This is a genomic window from Candidatus Borreliella tachyglossi, assembly GCF_003076595.1.
GTDB lineage: Bacteria > Spirochaetota > Spirochaetia > Borreliales > Borreliaceae > Borrelia > Borrelia tachyglossi.
Window position 1 is genome coordinate 20591 of record NZ_CP025786.1, and the last position, 23326, is coordinate 43916.

The 23326-nt window shown below is 32.4% G+C and carries 29 protein-coding genes; 3 read left to right on the forward strand and 26 right to left on the reverse strand.

The features are described 5' to 3' along the window. Positions 1-75 precede the first annotated feature (75 nt). Entirely contained in the window at positions 76-723 is a 648-nt protein-coding gene (locus tag CR532_RS04550) for a hypothetical protein (protein ID WP_108729664.1), read from the forward strand. A 196-nt stretch (positions 724-919) separates the two neighbouring features. Beyond that, positions 920-1678: a variable large family protein gene (locus tag CR532_RS04555; RefSeq protein WP_108729665.1), complete on the forward strand. Its 759-nt coding sequence runs from the start codon at positions 920-922 to the stop codon at positions 1676-1678. Positions 1679-2135: 457 nt separating this feature from the next. On the opposite strand, the gene CR532_RS04560 is transcribed toward CR532_RS04555, so the two are convergent. Then, positions 2136-2747 carry a BTA121 domain-containing protein surface lipoprotein gene (locus tag CR532_RS04560; RefSeq protein WP_108729666.1) on the reverse strand — a complete coding sequence of 204 codons (612 nt, stop codon included), beginning with the start codon at positions 2745-2747 and terminating at the stop codon, positions 2136-2138. Positions 2748-2972: 225 nt separating this feature from the next. Here CR532_RS04560 and CR532_RS04565 point away from each other — a divergent pair, with 225 nt between their 5' ends. Continuing rightward, the gene (locus tag CR532_RS04565) at positions 2973-3242 is read left to right on the forward strand and encodes a hypothetical protein (RefSeq protein ID WP_108729667.1); all 270 of its coding nucleotides are present in this window, start codon (positions 2973-2975) and stop codon (positions 3240-3242) included. A gap of 293 nt (positions 3243-3535) precedes the next feature. Here the strand turns inward: CR532_RS04565 and CR532_RS04570 are convergent, their stop codons facing one another. The 25 genes from CR532_RS04570 to CR532_RS04690 form a co-directional block, all read right to left on the reverse strand. Continuing rightward, a complete protein-coding gene (locus CR532_RS04570; RefSeq protein WP_108729668.1) occupies positions 3536-4822 on the reverse strand; it encodes a replication/maintenance protein RepL in 1287 nt (428 codons plus the stop codon). A gap of 581 nt (positions 4823-5403) precedes the next feature. Further along, positions 5404-5979: a hypothetical protein gene (locus CR532_RS04575; protein WP_159076634.1), complete on the reverse strand. Its 576-nt coding sequence runs from the start codon at positions 5977-5979 to the stop codon at positions 5404-5406. Between the two features lie 155 nt (positions 5980-6134). Continuing rightward, the gene (locus CR532_RS04580) at positions 6135-6800 is read right to left on the reverse strand and encodes a hypothetical protein (protein ID WP_108729670.1); all 666 of its coding nucleotides are present in this window, start codon (positions 6798-6800) and stop codon (positions 6135-6137) included. A 402-nt stretch (positions 6801-7202) separates the two neighbouring features. After that, entirely contained in the window at positions 7203-8189 is a 987-nt protein-coding gene (locus CR532_RS04585) for a variable large family protein (RefSeq protein WP_108729671.1), read from the reverse strand. 106 nt (positions 8190-8295) lie between these two features. Then, positions 8296-8916 (reverse strand): DUF777 family protein, encoded by a 621-nt coding sequence (locus tag CR532_RS04590; RefSeq protein WP_108729672.1) that lies wholly within the window; start codon positions 8914-8916, stop codon positions 8296-8298. An 11-nt stretch (positions 8917-8927) separates the two neighbouring features. Then, positions 8928-9845, reverse strand: coding sequence for a DUF693 family protein (locus tag CR532_RS04595; protein WP_108729673.1), 918 nt, complete (start codon positions 9843-9845; stop codon positions 8928-8930). A 54-nt stretch (positions 9846-9899) separates the two neighbouring features. Next, a complete protein-coding gene (locus CR532_RS04600) occupies positions 9900-10817 on the reverse strand; it encodes a hypothetical protein (protein WP_108729674.1) in 918 nt (305 codons plus the stop codon). Positions 10818-10838: 21 nt separating this feature from the next. Then, positions 10839-11399, reverse strand: a complete 561-nt coding sequence (locus CR532_RS04605; RefSeq protein ID WP_108729675.1) for a DUF792 family protein — start codon at positions 11397-11399, stop codon at positions 10839-10841. Between the two features lie 12 nt (positions 11400-11411). Next, a complete protein-coding gene (locus CR532_RS04610; protein WP_108729676.1) occupies positions 11412-12932 on the reverse strand; it encodes a hypothetical protein in 1521 nt (506 codons plus the stop codon). 8 nt (positions 12933-12940) lie between these two features. Then, positions 12941-13150, reverse strand: a complete 210-nt coding sequence (locus CR532_RS04615; RefSeq protein ID WP_108729677.1) for a DUF1322 family protein — start codon at positions 13148-13150, stop codon at positions 12941-12943. A 43-nt stretch (positions 13151-13193) separates the two neighbouring features. Beyond that, positions 13194-13613, reverse strand: a complete 420-nt coding sequence (locus CR532_RS04620) for a DUF1473 family protein (RefSeq protein ID WP_108729678.1) — start codon at positions 13611-13613, stop codon at positions 13194-13196. Between the two features lie 3 nt (positions 13614-13616). Next, complete coding sequence (locus CR532_RS04625) at positions 13617-14036, reverse strand: DUF1463 family protein (RefSeq protein ID WP_108729679.1); 420 nt, start codon at positions 14034-14036, stop codon at positions 13617-13619. Continuing rightward, on the reverse strand, positions 14033-15115 hold the full coding sequence (locus CR532_RS04630) for a DUF787 family protein (RefSeq protein ID WP_108729680.1): 1083 nt from the start codon (positions 15113-15115) through the stop codon (positions 14033-14035). The genes CR532_RS04625 and CR532_RS04630 overlap by 4 nt, the downstream gene beginning before the upstream one ends. Before the next feature lie 65 nt (positions 15116-15180). After that, positions 15181-15717 carry a DUF764 family protein gene (locus tag CR532_RS04635; protein WP_108729681.1) on the reverse strand — a complete coding sequence of 179 codons (537 nt, stop codon included), beginning with the start codon at positions 15715-15717 and terminating at the stop codon, positions 15181-15183. A gap of 40 nt (positions 15718-15757) precedes the next feature. Next, entirely contained in the window at positions 15758-16129 is a 372-nt protein-coding gene (locus CR532_RS04640) for a DUF1506 family protein (RefSeq protein ID WP_108729682.1), read from the reverse strand. Next, positions 16129-16527, reverse strand: a complete 399-nt coding sequence (locus CR532_RS04645; protein WP_108729683.1) for a DUF3890 domain-containing protein — start codon at positions 16525-16527, stop codon at positions 16129-16131. Before CR532_RS04645 ends, CR532_RS04640 begins: the two co-directional genes overlap by 1 nt. 5 nt (positions 16528-16532) lie before the next feature. Then, positions 16533-17462, reverse strand: a complete 930-nt coding sequence (locus CR532_RS04650) for a hypothetical protein (RefSeq protein WP_108729684.1) — start codon at positions 17460-17462, stop codon at positions 16533-16535. Between the two features lie 17 nt (positions 17463-17479). Continuing rightward, positions 17480-18094, reverse strand: coding sequence for a DUF228 domain-containing protein (locus CR532_RS04655; protein ID WP_108729685.1), 615 nt, complete (start codon positions 18092-18094; stop codon positions 17480-17482). Positions 18095-18147: 53 nt separating this feature from the next. After that, the gene (locus CR532_RS04660) at positions 18148-18681 is read right to left on the reverse strand and encodes a DUF1357 family protein (protein WP_234416442.1); all 534 of its coding nucleotides are present in this window, start codon (positions 18679-18681) and stop codon (positions 18148-18150) included. A gap of 9 nt (positions 18682-18690) precedes the next feature. Then, the gene (locus CR532_RS04665; protein WP_108729686.1) at positions 18691-19893 is read right to left on the reverse strand and encodes an anti-CBASS protein Acb1 family protein; all 1203 of its coding nucleotides are present in this window, start codon (positions 19891-19893) and stop codon (positions 18691-18693) included. A gap of 358 nt (positions 19894-20251) precedes the next feature. Then, positions 20252-20584, reverse strand: a complete 333-nt coding sequence (locus CR532_RS04670) for an Mlp family lipoprotein (protein WP_108729687.1) — start codon at positions 20582-20584, stop codon at positions 20252-20254. 337 nt (positions 20585-20921) lie between these two features. Continuing rightward, a complete protein-coding gene (locus CR532_RS04675) occupies positions 20922-21122 on the reverse strand; it encodes a hypothetical protein (RefSeq protein ID WP_108729688.1) in 201 nt (66 codons plus the stop codon). A 236-nt stretch (positions 21123-21358) separates the two neighbouring features. Next, positions 21359-21817: a hypothetical protein gene (locus tag CR532_RS04680; RefSeq protein ID WP_159076635.1), complete on the reverse strand. Its 459-nt coding sequence runs from the start codon at positions 21815-21817 to the stop codon at positions 21359-21361. Positions 21818-21840: 23 nt separating this feature from the next. Further along, complete coding sequence (locus tag CR532_RS04685; RefSeq protein WP_108729690.1) at positions 21841-22401, reverse strand: hypothetical protein; 561 nt, start codon at positions 22399-22401, stop codon at positions 21841-21843. 54 nt (positions 22402-22455) lie between these two features. Then, positions 22456-23043 carry a hypothetical protein gene (locus tag CR532_RS04690; protein WP_108729691.1) on the reverse strand — a complete coding sequence of 196 codons (588 nt, stop codon included), beginning with the start codon at positions 23041-23043 and terminating at the stop codon, positions 22456-22458. Positions 23044-23326 lie beyond the last annotated feature (283 nt).

Genomic DNA, 23326 nt, shown 5'->3' on the forward strand with positions numbered 1-23326 from the left:
TTTTTAACAAAAATTGCTCTATTCATTTAATAAATTCACATAAATATTATATAATCAATAAAAAGGAGAATTTAAATGTACACTCATTTAACATCAAAAATAATTTTATTATCTATATTATTAATATGTTCATTAAACCTTTTCGCTAATACAAGCGAATCTAATGAATTGCGCGTAAAGGATTGGGAGACTAATTTTGATGCTTTTAAGAAAAGCACAGATCGCTTAAAATACATTGAGGATCTTAAATCTTTATCTGAAGAGGATTTCTTAGGTAAACTTGGATTATCTTTAATGCTTACAAGAAGTTATATGGACATCAAGGTGCCTGCTGAGCATACGGATCTATTTAACAAAGCATCTAAATTTTTAACTACACTTAGAAATCAAAATGCCGATAAGGCTGGTTATTTAATATGTGAACTTGAATCACTAGGTTTTCTTTTAGCTGATATAAAAGAAACTGCTGCCACTTTAACTTATGACGAACTAGATGAAGTTAAAAAACATTACCATGAATACAAAGAACCTTTGGAAACACTCTTACCTCTGATTCCACAACACGTGGACGCATTTTTTTCTACTTTACATCTCCTTGATCCAGAGAATATGGAAAATAGCTTTAACACATTTATGGTTAAATTTGTAGAACTTTTTAACTCATCTACAAAACTGTACTCTACACTAGCTAGCATTCATGCTAAATACATCTTAAAAAAATAATTTGTTAAAAATGCCTAAAATTTAGAATTAAATTAATAGACTGAGCCTGAACATTATATACAATACGCTCAGTCTATTTTTATGATTTAAATACTTAAGTCGTCTTACACAGAATCTCATAATATACTTTGCTTATGCCCCCCTATCATTTTACTCCAAAAGTTATGAAGTATCCTTACCCATAGGAGAACATAAAATGACATGTATCAACATAATAAGCATTCTATCAGTCATGATGATAACTGGTTGTAATGCAGATAGCAAAGCTATCGGAGGCACTCATCCAGCATTTGCTAATTGTGCAAAGCTGGTAGACGTCGATTTAAGTAAACCTGCGGGAAACACACCGAATAAAAGTCATATTCCCAAGGATCAGGTAAGATTGTCAGCAACCCTTGCACAAGCTACTGGAAAACTTAATGCAACAGATTCAGCTATGAAGTCTTGCAAAGACTTAAAGGCCAGCATAGCATTTCTAGGAAAGTCTACACCTGATGATGGGAATACATACATATTAAGCAGATTTATATTATCAGGCAATGGAGCACTAAAAGGTGGCTACGAATCAGCATCTAAAATATCCCTTAAAGCATTGCAGACAATAGCTACAATAATAACATCACCAGAGAGTGTCGTGGGTTTAGGAGCAGATACTCTAGAAAGCCCAACCACAGCACAGCTTGCAGCAGCCAAAATAAAAACAGACGCAGAAAAAGGCTCAGCAGAAAGTTCATGCGCAAAAGTAGCTGCAGTAGCTGGCGGAATAGCGCTACTCTCTTTAATTAAAGGAGGCAAACTGGCAGCATCTAGGTCAGCAGGAAGATCAAGAAATGTGCAATCAAACATAGCACAAGTCAAAAAAGCAGGAGTGAATGCTTTTAACAAATTGCTAAACGCAATAAAGAATCAAATCAAAACTGCTTTACAGAAAATCAAGATAGTAGCGAGATATTAAAAGAGCATACATTATAGATAATCTATATGTCTACTCTTTTAATTTCCGTATTTACTAGAAGCATATATTTTAAAAGAAAAAGGAAATATGTTTTATCATTAGACTCCTCAGGCTTGCCAGAAGAGTCTAAGCTTTATAATCAATGTAAACACAAAAAAGTGTATTATTGCTCCACCTGCCTGATCAAATTGTTGTACAGTCTCTAGAAGGCCTACTCCTAATTTACCTAAAACTCGGAGATATCAATAGGAACAGCAAGAGTAGAACAAGCAATAGAAATGACAATAAAAGATGTAGACAAGTCAAAAATAAATTGTAATGACTAAACATTGGATGTTGCATACAAAAGGAAAGATTTAGTCAGAGTAAATCTTTCAATAAAATAAGTTTTGAATTTAAATGATAAATATTAGTCCTAAGGCAGCAGGAAACATCTCCCTGTTGCCTTAAACTAAACTTAATTTGCATTCGCAGAATCATCTATCTGGCCTTTAAGAGATTTAAATATAAATGCATCTCTATTAGCTTTAAGACCTAAATATGCTCCATCATAACCATTTTCACTGCTACAAACAATTTTAAGTTCCCTTAAGTACTGCTGTTCTTTCTCATCAAGTTGACTTTCAAAATTTTGTCTCTGCGGATGATCATCGGCAAGGTCATATATAGCATTCCTTGCATCATCTCGTGCCTTAAGAGTTATAACTATATCAGCAATTGCTTCTCTGGTTTTATCAACTTCCAGCGTCGCCAAGAATTCATAAAACTCTTCCTCAGTGTAAGTCTTTATACCCACTTTATCTTTTGCAATACTAGGATTTGTTATTGCAGTTCTTAAAAATTCAACCGCTCCCCGCTCCTCCATAGAGAGATCAAACTCTGCAATTAAACCCTCAAGTGTACGCTCCTCATTTGAATCCTCATCTGTATTAGAATTAGACTCAACATCAAAGCTCATAACATTACTAAATTCATCAACTATGCCTAGATCGTTATCTTTGTTACGCTTACAACCAAAATATAAAAACACTAATGATAAGATTAAAATCTTAAAAATATTCATGTTCATAACTTAATGTCTCCTTCAATATAACAATATATCTCATTAAATTAATTTTAATTATTAAGTAAAATTGAAATAATAAGATTAAGATTTTGAATAAAAAAATAATTTTAATTAATTTAAATGTTAAAAATTATCCTAAAAGGGCTGAATTTGCTTACTCTAATTATTGTTATTACTAAAATTTAAACTATATTTATTAAAATACACACAATATTGCAGGAGAGGTAAATGATCGGAATAAGTATCATTTTAGTTTTATTAATCCTTGTACCGTGCTGTAAGCTTGCACACGGAGTGAATTCAAAAGCTGTAGTAAAAAATACACCAAAACCAATTGGTGAGATAAAAAATAAACTCAGGCAAAGATTGATCAACAAAAAAGACCTATTTAATCTTTTAAGTAATGTAATTGATACCGTAACAATATCAGCCGCGACTGCTTCACGGTTGGTATTGTTACAAACTCGAACCTTTTGGTTAGTTACAATCAGTAGCTAACCAAAAGACTTTAGGACATTTAGTTACCTATTCACCTATTCCTTTTGTATAAAATCACCTGATCTTAACAGTTTAATACTTACTTAAAGTGATTATTACCTGCACATTATTATTCTTTTTATTTTCTAAAGTTATTGTTTTTTTGCAAATTAGAGCTATCATTAAGAGTTATAAACTTTTACGTTGTATGCTTTTAAACTGTTGTTAATCGAAGTCCAGCTTTGAGTTTGGCTTCGGTTAATCTTTAAATAAATTTTTTGGATAGACAATATTTAAGGCAAGCCCTATCCCCATCAATCTGAAATTGTAGAACCAAAAGTACAAATAGCCGGATATTTTTGTCGCAAGTCTCTCCTATACTGCATTACCTCAGCATTATCAAAAGCATTGTTTAAGATCTCTTTTGATAACTCCCTTACAAAGTCAACATTAACCACAAATCTTTGCTTTTCCTTTAAGATAAAACCAATATAAATCAATTTTTTTAAATCTTCTCTTATTGTATAATAAGATATATTGGCTTCTTTACTTAAGGCTTCAATTGATTTCACTGTGCGATTATCTTTTCCCAAATTTTTAATAACAAACTCCAATAAATCACAAAACCTCTCGGGTATTTCTGTTAAATCAATTCTGCGATTTTTTTTATCCCTACCAAATTCTTGCCTATGAAACTGCCCGTAGGCACCACTTATCCTAAAGAACAGCATACTTAAGGATATATTCAAACAAACGGATAGAAATAGTAATAAATAAACAAAAAATATTTGATAAAACCCATCGCGTCTAACAACATCAGACATCCCAGTAAGAACACTTATACCCTTAAGTTTATCATTATTAGCAACTCTTAATGCAGATAACCTAGCAAGTTCCATATTTAAATTTTCTAAATCATTAAAGCATTTATTCTGCAATTCCTCTAAATTCTTATTCTCTAAATGTGCAGCATTAATCTCATCGATTAATTTTTGTTTATGAGTTTGTCTCTGATCCAAACCTAAGTATTGACCCCTAGCAAGTTCTATTCTCTGCCTATTACCCTCAATCTTTAAATCAATAAGGAATATCTCACTTTTGATTCCATTTTTTCGCAAATTTAATAATTCTCTAGTGTTTATCTCCGTCTCATGATAACGATCTTTAATCTCAATAATAGTATTATTAAATATCATATGAAAGAAGCTCTCAAAACTAGCCCATGAGCTTAAAACATGCGTTAAGAGTACCATGAAAATAAATATAGGCATTAACATTTGTCCCAAGACAATAATAAAATTTGAACCATTATCTCGTAACCGGTCTCCACGGGTACGCAAGAATGATCCAAAATATAATAACGTTAAAATTGGAATTAATATCATAGATATTGTAAATGGTAGTAAAAAATATATATCAGAACGATTGCTACCAATATAACTTGCAAGCCCATAATAAGCATGTACTATATTAAAACCTAGCAAAAATAATGCTAACATAATTAAAAAAATATTATGAATAAAAAATTCAAGATTACTTATCGATTCTCTTAATATGTTAAATTTGAAATCACTTCTTTTTGCATCTCCTTTAACTAGCATACCATCCTCCTATGCTCAATCGTACTATCATACCCCCACAAATATTTAAAACAGAGATTATTTAAATAATATAAAATTTCGATGTTAAGATCAAATAATATTAATTATTACTCCTTTCAACCTATAAAACTGCGATATCTTTATAATTATTATTTTTAAATAATACATGTTTGCACATTTGAAACATTAACTTTTAATAATAGGAGGAGATTAATCAGAATATTAAAAATGATGGTTTTATTATTAATAGATGATAGATTATATAGAATACAAAGATTAAAAAATGATAAGAAAACAGGACAACTGATAAAACAAATTCTTGATGTCTGAAGGTTTCAGGACCCTCTCATCCAGCACTAGCTCGGGACATTGATGGCATTAATGAAATTCAAGGTAATATGCAAAAGATAAAAAACTGAAATAATGGCTACTTAAAACAGAGAACACAGAGGTTGAGCTAAAGGTAAAGGAGAAATTAGATAGTCTCAAAACTCTTATGTTCCCGTATATCAACTTAAATTAAATAATAATTAATAACTATAATATCAATGCCATTTAATATTTCTCAAATTAGATCTCCATTAATCTGGATAAGCATAATAGTAGTTAATAACCTTTATATTGTCCCTACCCCTTAGTATTTCTAAGATTAGATCTTCTTTTTTCAAGTTATGGTGCATTCGCAAAGCTATATCTCTTGCATGAAATATCCGTATTTTGTCGTCTACCCTACCCACAGCACTCATTACACGTAGCTCTCCACTTGAATACGCACCATTTTCAATGATAAACGCCCGCTTAGCATCACTATTCTTTATCTGGATGCTACTCTGACCACTTTTATACTGTAGTAATATTGTATCGACACTTTGAGTAATCTTGATATCATCTGATTCATCGCTAATAGTAAAGGTTCCATAATCTCTAAAAAGAGTAGTAGCTTTAGGCTTAATATTCGTATGACTAATGATTACTGTCGCCCGCTTATCCCATTGATCCCGCTTCTTATTGTGGTAATAATAATAGTTCCAAACTCGATTATCGCTATTATACCCACAATTAGCATCAAGAATCCATGCATTACTAAGCCCCTCATTAGGTAATAATATGCAAGACATGACAGAAATCATTAATATTGATAACAAAATCACGCTCAAGCACATCTCTAACCTCCTATGAAATTAACTGTGAATTTATTATCTTAAACACACAAATTAAAATATAGAAACCCTTAAAAATGATTTTTTAAAACAAAAAGTATAATATTGAAAATTAAAATGATTTTTAATTCATTTATTAATACAATATAATATCAAACCGGATAAGCATAATAGTAGTTAATAACCTTTATGTTGTCCCTACCCCTTAGTATTTCTAATATCAGATCCTCTTTTCCCAAATTATGTTGTGCGCGCAAAGCCGTGTTTCTCGCCTGCAATACCTGTTTCTTCCCCTCTACCTTCTCTGTATCGCTTAGTATATCCATTTCTCCACTTGAATACGCACCATCTTCAATTATAAAAGCTTGCTTCTGACTGTTACCCTTTATCTTAACCACACTCATACCGCCACTCTCATACTGCACTATGATTACATCTTCCCTCTGAACAATCTTAACATCCTTTGATTTATCTTCAATAACAAAACTTCCATAATTTAGAAAACTTGAATGTGCTCTAGATGTAATCTTACTATGACTGATAACAACGTTAGGATCCTTGTCCTTAAAATACACACTTCCAGTATAACCCTTTAAAATGCCAAATAAACCTGAATCAGTTAATACATGGAAACTACCATTATCTTTGCCAATTTTTATAGTAGCAATGCTACCAATTTGCACATCCATACTCTTCTCATACATGTCTACTTTTATATCACTAAGTATTATTTTAAAAAATAGAATGTTTAAGACAGTAGTCAAAATTATAATAGCTAATACCCCAGAAACAGTCAATAAAATTGGTTTAAACCGCATAACCTTTACCTCTAAAATCTAATATATAAGGGCAATTTCTTCTTAAATAACTCGCTTCAGGAAACCTCTTGAGTTTTCCCCAAACCCATAATGCTACCACCAAAAAGAGGTGCAACAACTCTTCTTACCCCCAAGAGAAATTACACAAAGAATTATATCACACATAAATACTTTACAAAATCACTCTCAAGTATATCAATACTAATATTAAACTAAGAAGGTTAATTAATTATAACCTAAATATCAATTAATATTAAGTACACTTTATACTATATTATTCTACATTCTACTCAAGAAGATTTTCTAGTGACTATTTAAATTCAAAGAGAAGACAATAACTTCTTTATTGCTTCTCTAATACTTTTTATCTTTAGATTATTATCGTAATGTTTGCTATTGTTCCTAAACCGCTGTCTTTGCATCTGCAAGTATCTTTGTGATTGAAGTCTTTATTGCATCTTTTATTGCTACCAGCAATTTATTTGCTGCCTCTACTCCTACTTTTTGTACCGCTTCTTCAGCTGATTCTGCTGATGATAGCTTGCCTCCTTGGATCAAAGAACGCAACGCTATCCCTCCTGCTACAGATGCTGCTTTTGCATCTTTTACTTTAGCTTCTATCTCGACATTAGGGTTTCCATGTACTGAGTCTCTTGATACTCCAACCACTGCAAACTGTACCGCTGTTGTTGCTGCATCTGCTGAAGATGCTCCTTGCAAATTTACTGCTCCGCCCATTGCAACTGCCGGTACATCATTCTCACCTGTCACTATTATGGAAGCTAGGATCTGTTCCTCTGTTACAGATCCTAGTATTGCTAACGTTTTTTCTGTATCTGCCACACCAGCATCCCCTGCTTCCGCCAATGCTTTTGCTCCGACTACATTGTCACTGCCTACTGCTACATCGCCTGCATCTGGTATTATTCCTGCTGCTGTAGCTATTGTCTTTAAGCCTTTAAGACCTTCTTTTGTTGCTGCCGGATTTGCTCCCTGACCTAATCCAACATTTTGTATTTGTACTTCACCTACCTTTCCATCTCCCCCATCAGTTGCCTTTGATAAAGAATTTAAGCTACCCTTTAAGTCTTCTAAGGACTTCTTAGTTGCTTCTATATCTGTTACCGCAATAGCTTGATCAAGTCCTTCTCCTAATTTTTTAAAAAATCCAGAAATATCACTCTTCTTCGTGTTTACATCTGCCGGTTTACCTAAAACCTCATCTACTAGCTTTGTAAAATCCCCAAGTGCTGCCTCAACATCACCATCTATCTGCTCAATTCCTGCACCTCCAACTTTCAATGCTTTATCTCTCCCAGCATCATATTGCTTACAACTTATAAAAAGCATCATTATTACTAAAATACTTATTATATTTACATACCTCAATGTAACCCTCCTACATAATAAGCAAATATACTGCACAAACCCCCATTAATATTATGGGATTTTCACTTAACAAATGAAGAGTTCGCTTTAATGAAATTTTAAAACACTACAAAACACCTGAGGTAGTACCTGTTGCAATAGTAGGAGAACCAACAGCATTTACATAAGTTATGCTACCAGCGCCATGTGTATGACTTTCGAATAATTTACCATTAATATATACTTTTCCTTTAAAGTTAATGCTATCCGCCTCAATGATTAAAGATTGCGCCTCAGCTTTCACACTCTTGCCCTCAAGACTAACATTTTCGGCATTTAAGTTTAACTTATCAGTCTTAACACCAAATTCTTTGGAAGTTATGCTAAACTTATCTATTTTAATACCCGCACACTCGGGAGTTACAGCATTTAGGATATAAAAATGATGTTTATCAAAATAATTATTATCCGCTTCATTGAAAATATTAATGCTACTTTGAAGCAATATAACTTGATCGCCCTCTTTAAGTTTGAGTCTTAAATTTGAAATATTACGACTTACAATACGCAATCCATCATACTTCGGGATTTCAACAATGCCTTCTTGCTTCTCAGAATCAAACTCCTTAACAATGCCAATCCGACAAATAAATAAATTCTCACGCAAATATTTTTTAGCATCTTCTAATACCAATGAATCGCTACTTAGGCTACCCAAACTTCTGCAAACCTCATAATTTTGACTCATACCTACGCCACCTACCTTACTACATTAGATTCGTCATAAAGCTTTAATTTAAGTGTGCAATCACCTATATTGCTTAAACTAGCACCTGTTTCCTGCACGACAGCCTTCACAATCTCGCCATATCGATTCATAAACTGAACACCATCCCCTACCTTAATCTTGTCTGTAAAAAGAATTGTTGCATTCCAAAAATTGAAAGTATATTTATCTACAACCCTTACTTCTTTTTGAGGAATAAATAAAAGTGCAAAATCATCCAAATTTTTGTATACTCTTTCTAGTGAGCTTAAACCATTAAAATTAACAAAAACAAATCTAGTATCAACCCCATCTGAGAAATTCCCAATATCAACAAATACTGAATGCACATATTTACCTATAAGCTTTTCTACAAATTCTTTCAAAGTCTCTGCATAAAACCTTTCATCTATTATGCGCCCCTTATCCTCTCTGCCAATATTAATAACGGCCTTATCTTTAAATACAGCTTTTATTGCTTGCTCTAAAGATTGCCCTTGAAAATTTCTAACAGTAAGTTTTTGGTTTAAAAAAGTCTCTCGAGATAACAGGTAAACATCATACTCACAAATAAAATCACCATTTTCAAAATCAAAATCAATGGGTGCACCCAAATATCCAGCCATAACAAACTTATAAGCCGGGTACTTTTCATAAGAAAACTTTTTATAATATATTTTAACAACATCTCCAATTTTTAAAGATTTATTAAAGTTTACGGGCATGTTAAATAATTGCAGACGTGCTTTTTTGCACTGCATTGCACTTACAAAGGGATATTCATTACCAATTAAAATATTAACAAGAGGCGCGCCGCCTTTTGTCTGTATTACCATTTTGGGTTTGCGACTTACAATTTTTTCATGATTGGTGAAAAACTCTATTTTAAAGTCGTACTGAAACAATATCATAAAAACTCCCCTACAAACTCATCAAGTAAAAAGATTCTTTGTACATTAATTATTTTAAAATACACATAGTGTACCAATCCCTCTAACATGGGTACTCGTTGCTCCAACACCTCTACTTGATCTAACATTGATAGCTGCTCTGCTGCCACCACTGGGTCTGATATCACTACTAATGTAAGGTCTAGCATTGGTGTTACTTGACCTCTCACTACCATAAGGTCTGGAACTGTTACCTGGTCTGGCATTGGTATTGGGTCTGGTATTAGGTCTGATATCGCCACTGGGTCTGGCATTGCTACCTGGTCTAGCATTGGTATTAGGTCTAGCGTTAGTATTAGGTCTAACACCACCACTGGGTCTGGCATTGCTGCCTGGTCTAGCATTGGTATTGTTTAATCTATCACCATTATGCCTAGCATTTACTACATTGCCTTGTGGAGACTCTAACCTTATGCCCAGTCTACGAGTAACATAATTTTCCGCAAACGCAATTTCTCTAATCTGTAAATTAATAAATACTTTGGTATAATCTGGACTTTCAATCAATTTCTTATTGCGAAAATTCAACAGTCTATGCCTATACTTAGCAAGTTGATTGTCCATAGGAACCTCGATTATATCTCTGAATCGATTATCAGTCTCAACAAAAAGATCGTCATCTAAATAATGGCTATCCGCTTGTAAGAATTCTTTTTCTACCTTTAAGAAAATATCATCTTTGATTATAGTCAGCAGGCTTTCATAGTAGTTCGCAAGATCTATTACTCGCCTTAAAATTCGATCAGCCTTTAGATGTCTACTTGAATCATTAACCTTCACCAGAGTCCCGTCTAAAAACTCATAACTTAACTCATAAGCATCCTCAACATCTTGATTAAAATTCCAATTTTCGAAATTAAAAGGTTGAACAAGGATTGCATTAAGATTTAAAATTAATCCAAATAATAATAACACATATAAAACCTTTAACATAAATATTCTCCTACAAGTATTTTAACCTTTATAGCTTAAAAAGTTAAAAGTCTTTGCTATTTTAATTTGTAAACTAATATCAAGCTCATCGATAAATGGAGTACTTTTAAGTTTTAAAGAACTAATAATAGCCGTCTCATGAAGACCTATCACGGGACCGTAAATCGTATAATAAATGCCCGATTTAAATCTTTCTCTAAACTGCATCTTGACAAAATTAGAATTAAACTCTAAAACACTGTTGGCAAAGGGAGTTACTCTTAGATGATCAAGTAACACCCTATCATAAATAGAAGACAAAATTGCATTATTAAGAGTAATGATTTCGGGTTTTGCAGTAATGTTATAACTAACAAATTCACTCCGCCTACTACTAATATTAATAACGGCTCGATCGCTACTAATGCTACTTAAATTCTCCTCAACTGCCCCTCTTTTAGGAAATACAAAGAACACCTGAGGAAGGTATCCTAGTCCATTAAAATCAGGACGCGGGAAGAGTGCAATAAAATTAGATACGTTAGCGAGGCTTAAGATTTGATTTATTACTTCCTTAATAAGTAGTGTTGTTTTCTCTAGCATACTATTTTCCCTCTAAGGCATCCGTGAACTCTGGCTGCCCATTCTGTAATCATGAATATTATTCTTAAACCCTGTAGAATCGCTTACTCTATCTAATAGTTCTGTTAAATTTTCAATAGCACTCGTCATGTTATCTAGGGCAGTATTAATAGGCTCAACGATGCTTCCGGTAATATTTAATCCTTTAAGAGAACTTACAAGCTCACCAATTTTCGTCAAGAGTGTTTGCATATTTGTATCCAAATCTATTGCTGAGAGGTTATCTACGCTGTCTTTATGCCCAATAGTACCAAAGTTTGGTTTTCCGTCATTAAAACTTGAAAGTGCACTCTTAAGTTTGTTTCTTAGCAAATCGCTTCTTGAGCTTGTATTTATATTTAAGCCTGCATTAAACCCTGAGCCTTGGATTAAACTATCATCAAAATTATTGTTATAAGGATTACCATTTATCTTTGTGCGCGTTGAGTTATTGATAATAGAAGATAAACGCTCATCATCCCCCTGGAATAGCTCATAAACGACAGACACAGCATCCTCATTATTCTTCAAGCGACCACTAGTCTTTAAGTAGTTTGCAAGTTTAATGGCATCAAAAAGTGTCTGATCCCCACTTACCTTATCCTTAGATAACAAAGACTTAAACCCACAAGTCTGCAAAATAAAATCATTCATGTCTACCTGAGTGTCAAACTTACCCGCAAGCATGTCAGTTAATTTAGCACTCTCATCATTACTGTAAGTTACATCTTCAATTCTTAATAAGTTAGTACCATTGCTTTGATCGGAGTTTATGCTTAATTTCGGATTAAATTGCTGCTCATTAAATTTATTCTCAGTATCATTATTCTTTAAAGTCTCAAAGATTTCCCCCCCAAGATTGAAATCAACATCTGGGCATTTAACAGCAAATTTGTTCGCAAGCTCTGGTAAATATAGATTATCTAGACTTAAACTCCTAAACAACTCGTCTGCAGTATTGACACCCAAACTAACATCAGAATTTAAATTAGAATTAAAACTAGAATCAGAACTGGATTTGCAATTAAGATCAGCAACAGAAGGTAGCACAAAGTCTGCGAAATTATTGTATGAACGTTCGCTGGTAAGTGTAGGCAGTAACTCCCAAAGCATATTGTACTTAAATCTAGATAACTCTTTCTCCTTATAACCCTCATCTGTAACTTCTCTTCTACCTCTTAAATCTGCAGCATTTAAATTTTGTAAGTATTGGTTACAAAAAGCATTAGAAGAATTATCATAAGGTTTTAAATTCTGACCATAAGCATTAAAGCTTGGCAAGTCAACTAAAAAAGCCTCATACCAAGCACTCTGTCTAAACAAATCATCTTGTGAACTCATATTAGTAAAGAGAGACGCAACTTGTTCTTTGAAAAAATCCTTACTGCTCTCAAACCCTAAGCCAAAATGCTTATTTAAATTAATGCTTATAAAAGGAGTATAGCTTGAAAACAATCCGTCCTTTAAGTTAAAGAAAGGCTTATTGTTCCATAGCTTATCTATAATATAACGCACAAAATCTCCTAAACACTAGATCTTAAAAAAATTTCATAAATTTCTTTTTTAAGTTTAAAACTAGCAATTTTATTAATCTCTAAAAGCTCAGAGTATTTAAAACGCTTAACCTCATCGAAGGTGCAAACCTTCATTAAAACAGGAAAATAATACTTACAAGCCTCACTTCTTAAATATTTCAGGTAAGAAAAATAGTCATCCAAAGTAGCATTATGCATAATTAGTTATCCCTTATGTTTAAATAATTTTTTAAAATACAAATTATTGCTTATCTGATATTAAGTTTTCATAATTCCAGTTCTCATTAATGTGAGAATACTTAATAAAATTCCCACTAGCATCTTGAAAACTTTCAATATAAACTAAACTAGGCTCTCTTAATCCCTCAATTTTGTCTAGAAGAGAGTATTGAACTGCGAAAAGAATTGTTGGGAGTGAATATTTATATAAAAATGAATGTTTTCTATCAGAACTAAGAATCTCATAAAATTCATCAAAGAAATTAGGTGATACCATCAAAGCACTAATTCTTTTAAGCACAGATAAGCTATTAAGCTCACGCCTTAGAGTTTCCTGACTAACATCAAATCCTAAAATAGAATCCCAGTCATACATAGGAATATCTCGCAAGGTATACTCATAAGCCTTATATTTAGTTAAAATTTTTAGCTTGTACCTCAAATTCTAGACCCTCTCAACTTCGCAATTAATCGCATGAATCACAAAATTAACAGTCTCACTATCATTTGCATAGCTCCTGCTTGGTACTTCAGAAAAAAACGCACTATTGGAAATAATTTTAAGTCCCATCTGGTCATTGAAAACTAATGGTTTAAGTTTTTCTAGTTTGGAAGAATCAGAGTAAAATTGATCATTACTAAGTTTAGTTAAAGCCTTATAATCTGCTGATCCTTTGGTAATCTCTAAATTGAATATATGAGTAACAGTTCTTGGATCTCTGAAACTAGGAATTGGCACATTGCGATCCTCAGTGCTTGCAGTAGCCATAATATTTGGTGATGTGGAATATTGAACTTTTCCTCTATCTATTAGAATACCTGCAAAGCTAAAAAATACTAAATCTAGTGAGTAGTAATCCTTCATTGTGCAGCTGCCTCCCCTCTTAAATAATCATTAATATCATCACTACTAATATTTAAGACTACGCTTTTAAAGCTATCATTATATTTAACTCGAATAGATAGGTTTAAGCCTAATCCATTAGTTGTAACAATTTTAAGTTTAATGTCCCCATAAGATACAATTAATCCTCTTTCTTTGAATTCCTTAAATAAACACTCAAGGCCTGCTGTGTAAGCATTAGGTTTCCCGTCCTCAATATTAAGCGCACTAAGCTTGCTGTTTTGTCTATTGTTTCGATTCCAAATACGAATAAGCTCGCGTGTTGCTTCCGTTTTTAACACATAATATGTAAAGACTTCATCAATTGGATTACCCGCAAAATCAACCCCTTCTTTTAATGCTAAAACCCCATCCCTTCCGGTCTCATTGAGTAGTGAATAAAAATTAATATTATCTTTTCGCAAAGCGCTAATTAAATTTGCATCATAGATTGGATTACCCTTAAGCGTGATTCCATAAGGATTAACAGACTGGAAAATTGATGCTTGGTGCAAATACTTAGAGATGAACTTTAGATGCAAATTATCATCATTTACATATACAACAATAATTCCATCTCGTTGACTTGCAACTTTTTTCTTTAAAAAATCAGGTAACTCTTTAGTCTTACTTGCAAATACGCTAAATTGAACCAAAGCCTTAATTGCCTCATAATCACTCTTAAGCGTTTCTTCCACTTTATCCACAAATACTACAAAGGTGTGTGCATGTTTCTCTAAGTATGCAACTAAATTTTTTATGTCCTTGTAGATATATAAACTTAAAGATCCTAGACCCGCTTCACCAAAAAAATCACTGCAACTTGTAGCTAGAAAAGTTTTCTGCTCCAAGATAATTTTGGCCTTCTGATGATCTTCACTTACCAAATCTTTAGCCTTAGGAAGTTCTTCAATGCTTGCCTTAAAGCTTGAAGTATTTAGTACAAGATGCCCTTCGCTTAAAACATCGCTTTTGTAAATAAGCAAAGGACTACAATAACTAATACTATTTGGCTTAACTGCACTATCAATTAAATTAACATTAATTGTATCTTGTGGCATATTATCTCCTTTTTAAATTTAATTTTTAATATATTTTTTATTTATTATACTTAAATCCAATTATTTTAAATCTCCACAGCTTGTATGTTTGCTCTATAAATCTGACTTAGCCCAATACATGATCTATTGCGTCCACCTGACACATTCTTGATCCCCTCATTATTTAGATTACTTATTGCTTTTATGTAATAATTTATAGATAGCTTACTCGAGTTTTCAAGTTGCTGCAAAAATTCAAACCTATGAGAGCTTTCATGTAAAAATTCCAGAAAATGCTCATAAACACTATGCAAGTTACAATAAGTCGCAAGTTCACAGCAACAATCTCTAGTAAACCCTAAAAAGTAAATAGTAAAATTTAAGCTAAATTCATTAACATTCCCATAAAACCCTCCACTCCTTAAGCTTCGTGGGACAAGTTCTTCGTACCCTTCTGGCCTTACAACAAGTAAATCAGAATGATTTTCTGGTAAATCACTTAAATTTAGGCTATTATATGAATTAATAAGCTCTATATTTAAAGATTGCCTCTTTAAGTATTCCTTAAACTTAAGTAATACTTTGATTAGAAAAGTTTGAGATTCATATAAACTCAGTAACATAATTACAACTCCCATCTGCATTCTAACTTGCTTGCAAGTCTTAAAGTCTTCTAACCATCAAAACGGTATATCCGATTTCATTTTGGAAATATCCACTTATACTCATAATCTCTAGGAAAGACTTCTCAACTAATACTTGCTCTTCTGGTCTAAAGTTAAGACCATCTAGAGTGTAAACCTTAGCATAACGCTCGTTTACATATATTTTTGAACCAAAAAGCTCAACTGTCTCGTCTTTGTTTAATGGTAAGAATATGCCATTAAATTTAGTCAAATGATCATGATCAATCTTTGTCGAAATAGTTGCATTCTCGCTATTTTTAACTAAGGTTTTTTTCAATAAAAACATAGGTTGCTCATACCTTCTGATAAGGTTAGATACTGTTAAATAAATATCTTTAAGCGCACTCATTAGATTACTCCTATTAATCCTTTATTTTTGCCCCTACTAATTTCTCTTAGCAGATCATTAAAGGCAATGCAAAAATCCTTAACTCGTGCTTCATCTCTTAAGACATAATCGGAATACTCCACCGATATCTCATTAAATCTCTCTGACTTTACTCTACTAAAGTCAAAATGTGTAAGCTTACCTCTCTTCTTAAGCTCACATCCTAGAAAGTAATAAATAAGAAGAAATACCTTACCATCATTTAAATCCTTAAGCCCTATGTCGTAACTAAGCAAAATATCCTCAAGTAACCCCAAATACACATTAAAATCTTTGATACTAAACTCCTCTGTTTTAAGCACAAGCAAGTCTAATATTCGAGAGTATATGTAATCTAAAGGTTCAACCTCGTTTTTCATTTTTATTATTCCCAAGTTACCTTAAGTCTAAGGATTGAATTCTCACTTGCAAGGATGCTACCAATAGAGAAATCCAGAAAACTAGTTCTAAAATTACTACTTGATACTTGTGTATACGCATTAAGCACCGGTGGATGTCCATCTTTTAAAACTATAAGTTTAGAACTTCTCGGATAAATCAACATCTCATCGTCCAGTAAGTTCGTAGTTTCAAGTTCAATATCAGCATCATTGTTGATTGCCTTAAGAGAATCAAATAACATATCCTTATATGAATAATTATTATTGGGTAACCTCTCAAGCAATAGCCCTTTAAGTTTAGCAGTAGTTAAAACTTTAAAAGGCACACTTCTCTCATCTTCTAGATTAATTTTACCTAGCTCTGCATTGCAAGCTTTTACTAAATCCGCAGCTTTTGTGATCTTTATTGTCTTATCTATTTGCCCTGGAAGATTAAGTAGACCATACATAGTCTCTCTATTAGCCTCATCAACAAGAAGAGTACGCTTGTGCTTACCATCACCTGTAAGGCACAGACCACCTCTTAAATAGTGAGCACTAATCAGTTTGTGTATCTCAGCTATAGAATATTTAAGACCTTCTTTCATATTAATATTATTTACAGCCTGTATATCTAATTTGCCATCAGGTGCGTAATATGTAAATGCGTATTGAAACGGCAAATAATTAACAAAAACTACTTGTCTTTTAAATTTAATAGTAGCAACGGTACTAAAATCATTAACCCTTAGAGTTGGAAGACCTGTTAAATTTGAATGCCACTTTACAACTCTCTCGCTAGCAAGTGATACATCACTACTCTCTATTTGTTCATTATCAAAAAAATGATAATATTCCGGAATCGGCCTCTCAAGAGATAAAGATTCTCTAATTGTATTTACAAATTCTTCGTTATTAAATAAACTTTCACTCATAATCAATCTCCTTAAATTTAACTAGCACTCGCAATAGTCTTGCTTAATAGCATTACTTTTGTGCCATAATATCCTGGTTTATCCTTAAACTCACAAGCACTACTTAAGGCCACTGCATGCATATATGAAGACTTACTGTTAATACTTTTAAATAATCCCGACTCATCAACAACTAATCTATCTCCAGATTTAACATCATTATGACTAAGCACAATACATTCAAAACTACTAGCAATTGAGATAACTGTTGCTGTCTTAGTAAGATCATCATAATCTACGCAAATCCCATAAAGATCATCACCCCCTCCGCGTGCAACCCTAGGCTCAAGCCCCTCCTCAATCACTAGCTTTACGCCACATTTATAGCAGAAATTAATAGCTTGGAAATTTTGCAATCTTTCTGATGCAAAAGCCTTAAGCACACCTTTGTGAGCAAAATACATATTTGCAGATTCTAGTCCACCCGATTTATCGAAAACAGATGAATATGTGTTATAATTAACTTGTTTAAGTTTCTCTAAAACTTCTGCATAACTTTTGGCTTTCCTTAAAGACTCCTTCTCTTCTCTAAGGCTATCATTTTGATGTAATAAATTATTTAAACTTGTCTCTAGATTATTCTTGTCTTGCATAAAATATTCTCCTAAAAATTTTTTAAATCAAAATTAATTTTTAAACTAAGATATCAAGATTTAAGCGTATAAAATTCTTGCTTAATCTTGTGCCACTCATTCAGCATTGCTTGTCTTAAATCTTTATAATTATTTATTAAATTATCTTTATTTCTTAAATTTAATTCCCCACTAACATCATTAACTCTACTAAAAGTCATCAAGCTATATGAATTATTTTTGTTCTTACATGAATCAATATTTGCACTAGCAAGCCTTAAGAGTATATTTTTGACCTCCAGACTTAAGCTCGCAATATCAAGAGTGCCTGCAACTGCCAGTATCTGCTTTTCTGCAACATATTTCTTTACAAGTTCACGAGCTTGAATATCTAAAGCCCCAGATAAATCATGTCCTGCATGTAAAAGTTCTTGTGTAGAATAGCTTGAACTTAAATGATCATCAGCAAGCCTAGTTATCCAAACAGCCCTACTAATCATCTCATCACCAGTACCTGTTGTCGCCCTACCTGATAAAGCTTCCCCATTAAGCTCACTTGGTGAAACATTCATGTTAGGCCTTATAGCCTTTTCTGATGCTTCCTTCACGAAACCTCCTTAAAACGAAAAATTTAATTTCCTTCTCAAAGTTTCTATCTCATCACCACTTAAAGAATTATGTTTTATAAGTTCTAAATATTTAGAATATGCATCTAGTAATTTTAAATCCCTTTCCAGCTTCTGCTCATCGCTTAAGATAAGCAAATCATTAAACTTCATGTTGAGCCTGTAATGCTTATTAAGCTTCATATTAACCGCAAGTGCAGCCGATTCTTGAACCGTACCTAAAAAATCAATATAGTTACTGCGATCTCCCTTGCCGTCTGAACCTAAACCCTTAACTTGTTCATTAAAACTTCTAGTTAATGGTTCTTTAGTGTCAGCACCAATTTTTGCTCGTATAAGCTCAAATGCTTCCTTTAAAAATGTAAGATCATACTTTATGACTTCTAAACGTGCAGAACCATCCGCACTGTAAAATATTCCATCATTTCCTAAACTATCCCTAAGCCTACTAAGCGTCCGATCAAGCTCAGAACCCCCAGCACCTGATACACCATCCCCAATGCTATCCTCACGATCATTGCTCTTAAAAAATGTAGCAAATAATCCCCTACCCTTAAACCCAGTAACCTGACTCCTAGCAGAACTTAAAGACTCCATAAGACTCACTAATTGTTCATCCTTGTAAAACAAAAAATTATATTGCTCAATTCTCTTTTCAATCTCTATATATATCTGTTCCAAAAGACATATATCTAAAAGCAAACTCTGGGTATAAACTGGTGCATGTGCGCCCAATATATAATCAAAGTTCTCATATATAATAACCCTACTCTTGTGTATAACAATGCTCTCACCATCATCACGTAAATACTGAATGCAATCATTATCACGATCATCTCTTAAGCGTCTATAATCTAAATATTTAAACCCCACTGGTAATTCATCATTAACACCTCTACTTAAATCTTCGTCTAAAGATTTAGGCTTAATTAAAATATACCCAGCCCCATTAAACCTATAACTTATCATAGCCTCAAGAAGTGCGTCTGATAACTCCAAACCTAAAAGTCTCAAATCAACATTAAAACCCACTCCCAAATATTCTAAATAAATACCAGGCCTTAAAGCATCCTCCACTGAATTTTCTATATAATTCCTAAAAAATATTGAATACTTGTAAAGTTCCATAGGATTTATATGACCCTCAGAACCTAGTACACGCGCAAATCTGTTAACTACTTTTTTAAATATCATAAATTAACTATATCAAAAAAAATATATTTTGTAAAACACTTATCATTTAATAACTTTTATTATATTTAAATAATTTTAATATAATAAAAGTTATTGGTTTTAAAATTTATCTAACTCCAGAATATTTGTTATTCTCCATTTAGATTTCATTTTAAAATAACCACTAAATTGTACTGGGATCGGGAGTTAAAGACGCACCGATAAGTTTATTTTAACTGCACTAAGGTTGTGGAAGTCTCAAGGATCATTCGGTCAGATTAACTGTACTTACATCAAGAGGCCAAAAAAACCATTTAACTTACCTCTTAAGTACACTCCAAAAAATTCAGATAAGAACGTGCTCCCATGAATTAAGGCATTAACTTCCCCTAAATAATTGAATTAAGTCACCGCAGTTTTTGTGTCCAAGTGCCTCTTTAATTTTTCCTTCATCTAAGCCTAAAAGTTTATCAAACTGATCTTTTTTTAAGTTTTGTTTAAGAGCATCTAAATCTGATCGTTGCTTTGCATCTAATTTTTCTCTTATGGCCTCTTCTGGTGTTTTTTTATTTACTGTAGCTTGCTCTTCTTTTACACCTACTTTACTTTCACCTTTCACCTTACTATTTCCAGCATTCCTCATAATCTCACCATATGGCTTACAACTAAAAAACAGTAACAATAAAATTAACATAAAATTAATCTCCTTCATTATCTATCTCTCCTATTCCTTACACTAACCATAGTCAATAAATATATAGCAACTAAAGATATCATCATTAAGAGTATTAAACTTGTTAAAGTGGAGTATTAATTTACTAACTACTTAGGTTTAAGCATACAAGCCTTAAACTACTGCGTGTATTACAACTACACTTAACACATAGCGCACCTTTAAGACCAAAAATCTATAAGTTTTGCTTCCTCCTAAGCCTAAGTTTTATTCTTTAAAATTTTATACTTAAAGGCTTGCTATGAACACCGCTTAAAGCTTGTTTAAAAAACACATAAATATTTATCTAAAATACTTGCGAGGTCTGCCTCTCTTTTTAGGAATCCCTGAAAGTATAAACTGGTGCAATGCTTAAAATTATATAACTAATGTACATAAGTTTTATGAGCACAATTGAAAGAAATTTAATAATATTCATAAACGCGATTGAAAGAAATTTAACAGTTTTCATAAATATAATTAAAAAACACTTCTTGGCTTTCATGATTGCAATTAAAATAGACTTAAGAGTTTTCATTTAACCTCCCCTTAAAAATTTATACCTAATAAGTATATCTCAATATTAAAATTTTATAAGTAAATCTCAATATTAAAATTTTATAAGTAAATCTCAATATTAAAATTTAAGGAGATTATCAACAACTAAAGGGATTAATTTTTCAATATCTATGTTTAAGAGCAATACAACTTAACCCAACTACTCAGCCTAATCTCTTGTGCAATTCAAGCAAAGTCTTTGAGTCTATTTATTAGTTAGAAATCATATTCTTTCAAAAAATTGGGTAACTGGACGACATATTCCTTATGATCATGAGAGATCAAAGTAACTTTAAGTTTATCTTGCGCCTTTAGTCTATCAATGAGTCCTTGCCTTAGATTAACAACAAAAGTATTAACCACTTCCACTGGAAATATAATATCAAAAAGTGGTCTCTGATATTCTGTAACAGGATTTATCTGAAAATCCTTAATGGTTTCAAGTTGAGCACTAGGTTCATACAAATAAAAGATTGAAGGTTGTGCATCTACACCATCAAAAATGACATTTGTAAAATCAATCATTTTCTTTCCATCAACTATAACAAACTCCAGCTCATAAGCCGGATACTCCTTACGACAAAAATATTTATTACAAGACTCTAAAGCACAAGCTGATAATAAAAATAACCCTGAAACATTGATAAATACTAATATCCTTGCAACAAATCGCATAACCATCACCTCCAAACTAAAAATTACCTAGGTATTCCATTAGGGTGTATAAGCTCAATAGAATTGAGGAATGCAAGTAAATTTACAGGACTTACCTTAAAAGAATAATTTTTATCAATACCAGTTTCCGTCTCAGATGCAATAACGAAGAAATCCAATTCTTGCGTCCCTGCCTTGCCGGCTAAATTTTTCCATTCTTGCATACAGTGATTTAAATCAATATCAACCCGCACTTCCCATGTTCCATTATACTCACGCATTATCAAAGCTCCATCACGCTTATCCTCTTCCATAGATCCTTCAACTAAAAGACAAATATCATGTTCAACTAACCTTAAATGCTTTATTAAAAGTTCCCTCTCATTTACAAGACGAGCATGCAAAACGCAATAATCACTCAAAATATCAAATCCAAGTGAAAAAGTATCATTACCATTTCTCAAATTCAATTTAATTATGCCCAGATCAGGACTATTGCTATGACGCTTAATTATAACCTCTTGGGACTGCTTAGGCAAAGCTTTACAAGACACAAATAAATTTATCCCGAAAGCCATTATTAAAAATAATCTTTCTATTCTCATAGATTAAATACCTCCCAACGAGCTTCTGTTTGTCACTTTGAAAAACACTTTATATCATTTATTAATATTAATAATGCTATCAATTCGTCTAAGTGCAAGCTCGCCTGATGCCCTAATTGACATATAAATTATGTTCATCAAAGTCTTATCTGCTCCTAAAGTTGATTTTAAAACCTCAAACACCACACCTAAAGCCCTAGCTTCAAGTATGCTCTTAGCTTCTTTAATCTCAGCCTCAGCATCATCTATTAACTCACAATCATCAAAAGTATGACTTAATCCCTCCCTTAATCGTCTCTCAATCTCATCCATCGTATGGAAATCCGTCCTAATCCAATAAAATAAATCCAATACATTATCCACTATCTGAATTACAGATGATGTGTCAATCTCTTGAATAAACTTATCTCTAACTAATAAGAGATGATTATTAAGTCTAAAAGTTACAGCGACAACAACCTCTACCGTCTCCTTTATTCTATCAACTCCATAGTTTAATTCCTTTATGTTGGTTGTACTACAAATTCTATCCAATCTATGCGTAATCTTAATTAGTGAATCAACAGTTACCTGCTCTAGTCTTTTTGCTACATTAACATCATGATTTAAACTTAAATAACTACGAATGTCTTCCCTTTTCATAAATCGTCACTCTTTATTCAAACCAATTACATAACCTTGAAATACTTTATTTTATCAATTCCAAAGAAAATTAATGCTTTTATTACATGACAGTGAAAACCTTAAACCAGTTGCAGTTATTAATTAATTGGTGATTATGGATTTATTATAATATCTAACCTTTAAAATTAATAGTAAAGATTACTTTAAACTATTAAATAACTTTAGACTCATTGACTGATAAGGCAAAACCCTAAGTTCACAAAAACTTAGGGTTAGTAATGAAAACTACTATAAATTCGTG

What these genes read in the sequence shown, in the direction of transcription:
- CR532_RS04550 (WP_108729664.1), top strand. Translation starts at nt 76, where the DNA reads ATGTACACTCATTTAACATCAAAAATAATTTTATTATCTATATTATTA.
- CR532_RS04555 (WP_108729665.1), top strand. Translation starts at nt 920, where the DNA reads ATGACATGTATCAACATAATAAGCATTCTATCAGTCATGATGATAACT.
- CR532_RS04560 (WP_108729666.1), bottom strand. Translation starts at nt 2,747, where the DNA reads ATGAACATGAATATTTTTAAGATTTTAATCTTATCATTAGTGTTTTTA.
- CR532_RS04565 (WP_108729667.1), top strand. Translation starts at nt 2,973, where the DNA reads ATGATCGGAATAAGTATCATTTTAGTTTTATTAATCCTTGTACCGTGC.
- CR532_RS04570 (WP_108729668.1), bottom strand. Translation starts at nt 4,822, where the DNA reads ATGCTAGTTAAAGGAGATGCAAAAAGAAGTGATTTCAAATTTAACATA.
- CR532_RS04580 (WP_108729670.1), bottom strand. Translation starts at nt 6,800, where the DNA reads ATGCGGTTTAAACCAATTTTATTGACTGTTTCTGGGGTATTAGCTATT.
- CR532_RS04590 (WP_108729672.1), bottom strand. Translation starts at nt 8,916, where the DNA reads ATGAGTCAAAATTATGAGGTTTGCAGAAGTTTGGGTAGCCTAAGTAGC.
- CR532_RS04595 (WP_108729673.1), bottom strand. Translation starts at nt 9,845, where the DNA reads ATGATATTGTTTCAGTACGACTTTAAAATAGAGTTTTTCACCAATCAT.
- CR532_RS04600 (WP_108729674.1), bottom strand. Translation starts at nt 10,817, where the DNA reads ATGTTAAAGGTTTTATATGTGTTATTATTATTTGGATTAATTTTAAAT.
- CR532_RS04605 (WP_108729675.1), bottom strand. Translation starts at nt 11,399, where the DNA reads ATGCTAGAGAAAACAACACTACTTATTAAGGAAGTAATAAATCAAATC.
- CR532_RS04615 (WP_108729677.1), bottom strand. Translation starts at nt 13,150, where the DNA reads ATGCATAATGCTACTTTGGATGACTATTTTTCTTACCTGAAATATTTA.
- CR532_RS04625 (WP_108729679.1), bottom strand. Translation starts at nt 14,036, where the DNA reads ATGAAGGATTACTACTCACTAGATTTAGTATTTTTTAGCTTTGCAGGT.
- CR532_RS04630 (WP_108729680.1), bottom strand. Translation starts at nt 15,115, where the DNA reads ATGCCACAAGATACAATTAATGTTAATTTAATTGATAGTGCAGTTAAG.
- CR532_RS04635 (WP_108729681.1), bottom strand. Translation starts at nt 15,717, where the DNA reads ATGTTACTGAGTTTATATGAATCTCAAACTTTTCTAATCAAAGTATTA.
- CR532_RS04640 (WP_108729682.1), bottom strand. Translation starts at nt 16,129, where the DNA reads ATGAGTGCGCTTAAAGATATTTATTTAACAGTATCTAACCTTATCAGA.
- CR532_RS04645 (WP_108729683.1), bottom strand. Translation starts at nt 16,527, where the DNA reads ATGAAAAACGAGGTTGAACCTTTAGATTACATATACTCTCGAATATTA.
- CR532_RS04650 (WP_108729684.1), bottom strand. Translation starts at nt 17,462, where the DNA reads ATGAGTGAAAGTTTATTTAATAACGAAGAATTTGTAAATACAATTAGA.
- CR532_RS04655 (WP_108729685.1), bottom strand. Translation starts at nt 18,094, where the DNA reads ATGCAAGACAAGAATAATCTAGAGACAAGTTTAAATAATTTATTACAT.
- CR532_RS04665 (WP_108729686.1), bottom strand. Translation starts at nt 19,893, where the DNA reads ATGATATTTAAAAAAGTAGTTAACAGATTTGCGCGTGTACTAGGTTCT.
- CR532_RS04670 (WP_108729687.1), bottom strand. Translation starts at nt 20,584, where the DNA reads ATGAAGGAGATTAATTTTATGTTAATTTTATTGTTACTGTTTTTTAGT.
- CR532_RS04675 (WP_108729688.1), bottom strand. Translation starts at nt 21,122, where the DNA reads ATGAAAACTCTTAAGTCTATTTTAATTGCAATCATGAAAGCCAAGAAG.
- CR532_RS04680 (WP_159076635.1), bottom strand. Translation starts at nt 21,817, where the DNA reads ATGCGATTTGTTGCAAGGATATTAGTATTTATCAATGTTTCAGGGTTA.
- CR532_RS04685 (WP_108729690.1), bottom strand. Translation starts at nt 22,401, where the DNA reads ATGAGAATAGAAAGATTATTTTTAATAATGGCTTTCGGGATAAATTTA.
- CR532_RS04690 (WP_108729691.1), bottom strand. Translation starts at nt 23,043, where the DNA reads ATGAAAAGGGAAGACATTCGTAGTTATTTAAGTTTAAATCATGATGTT.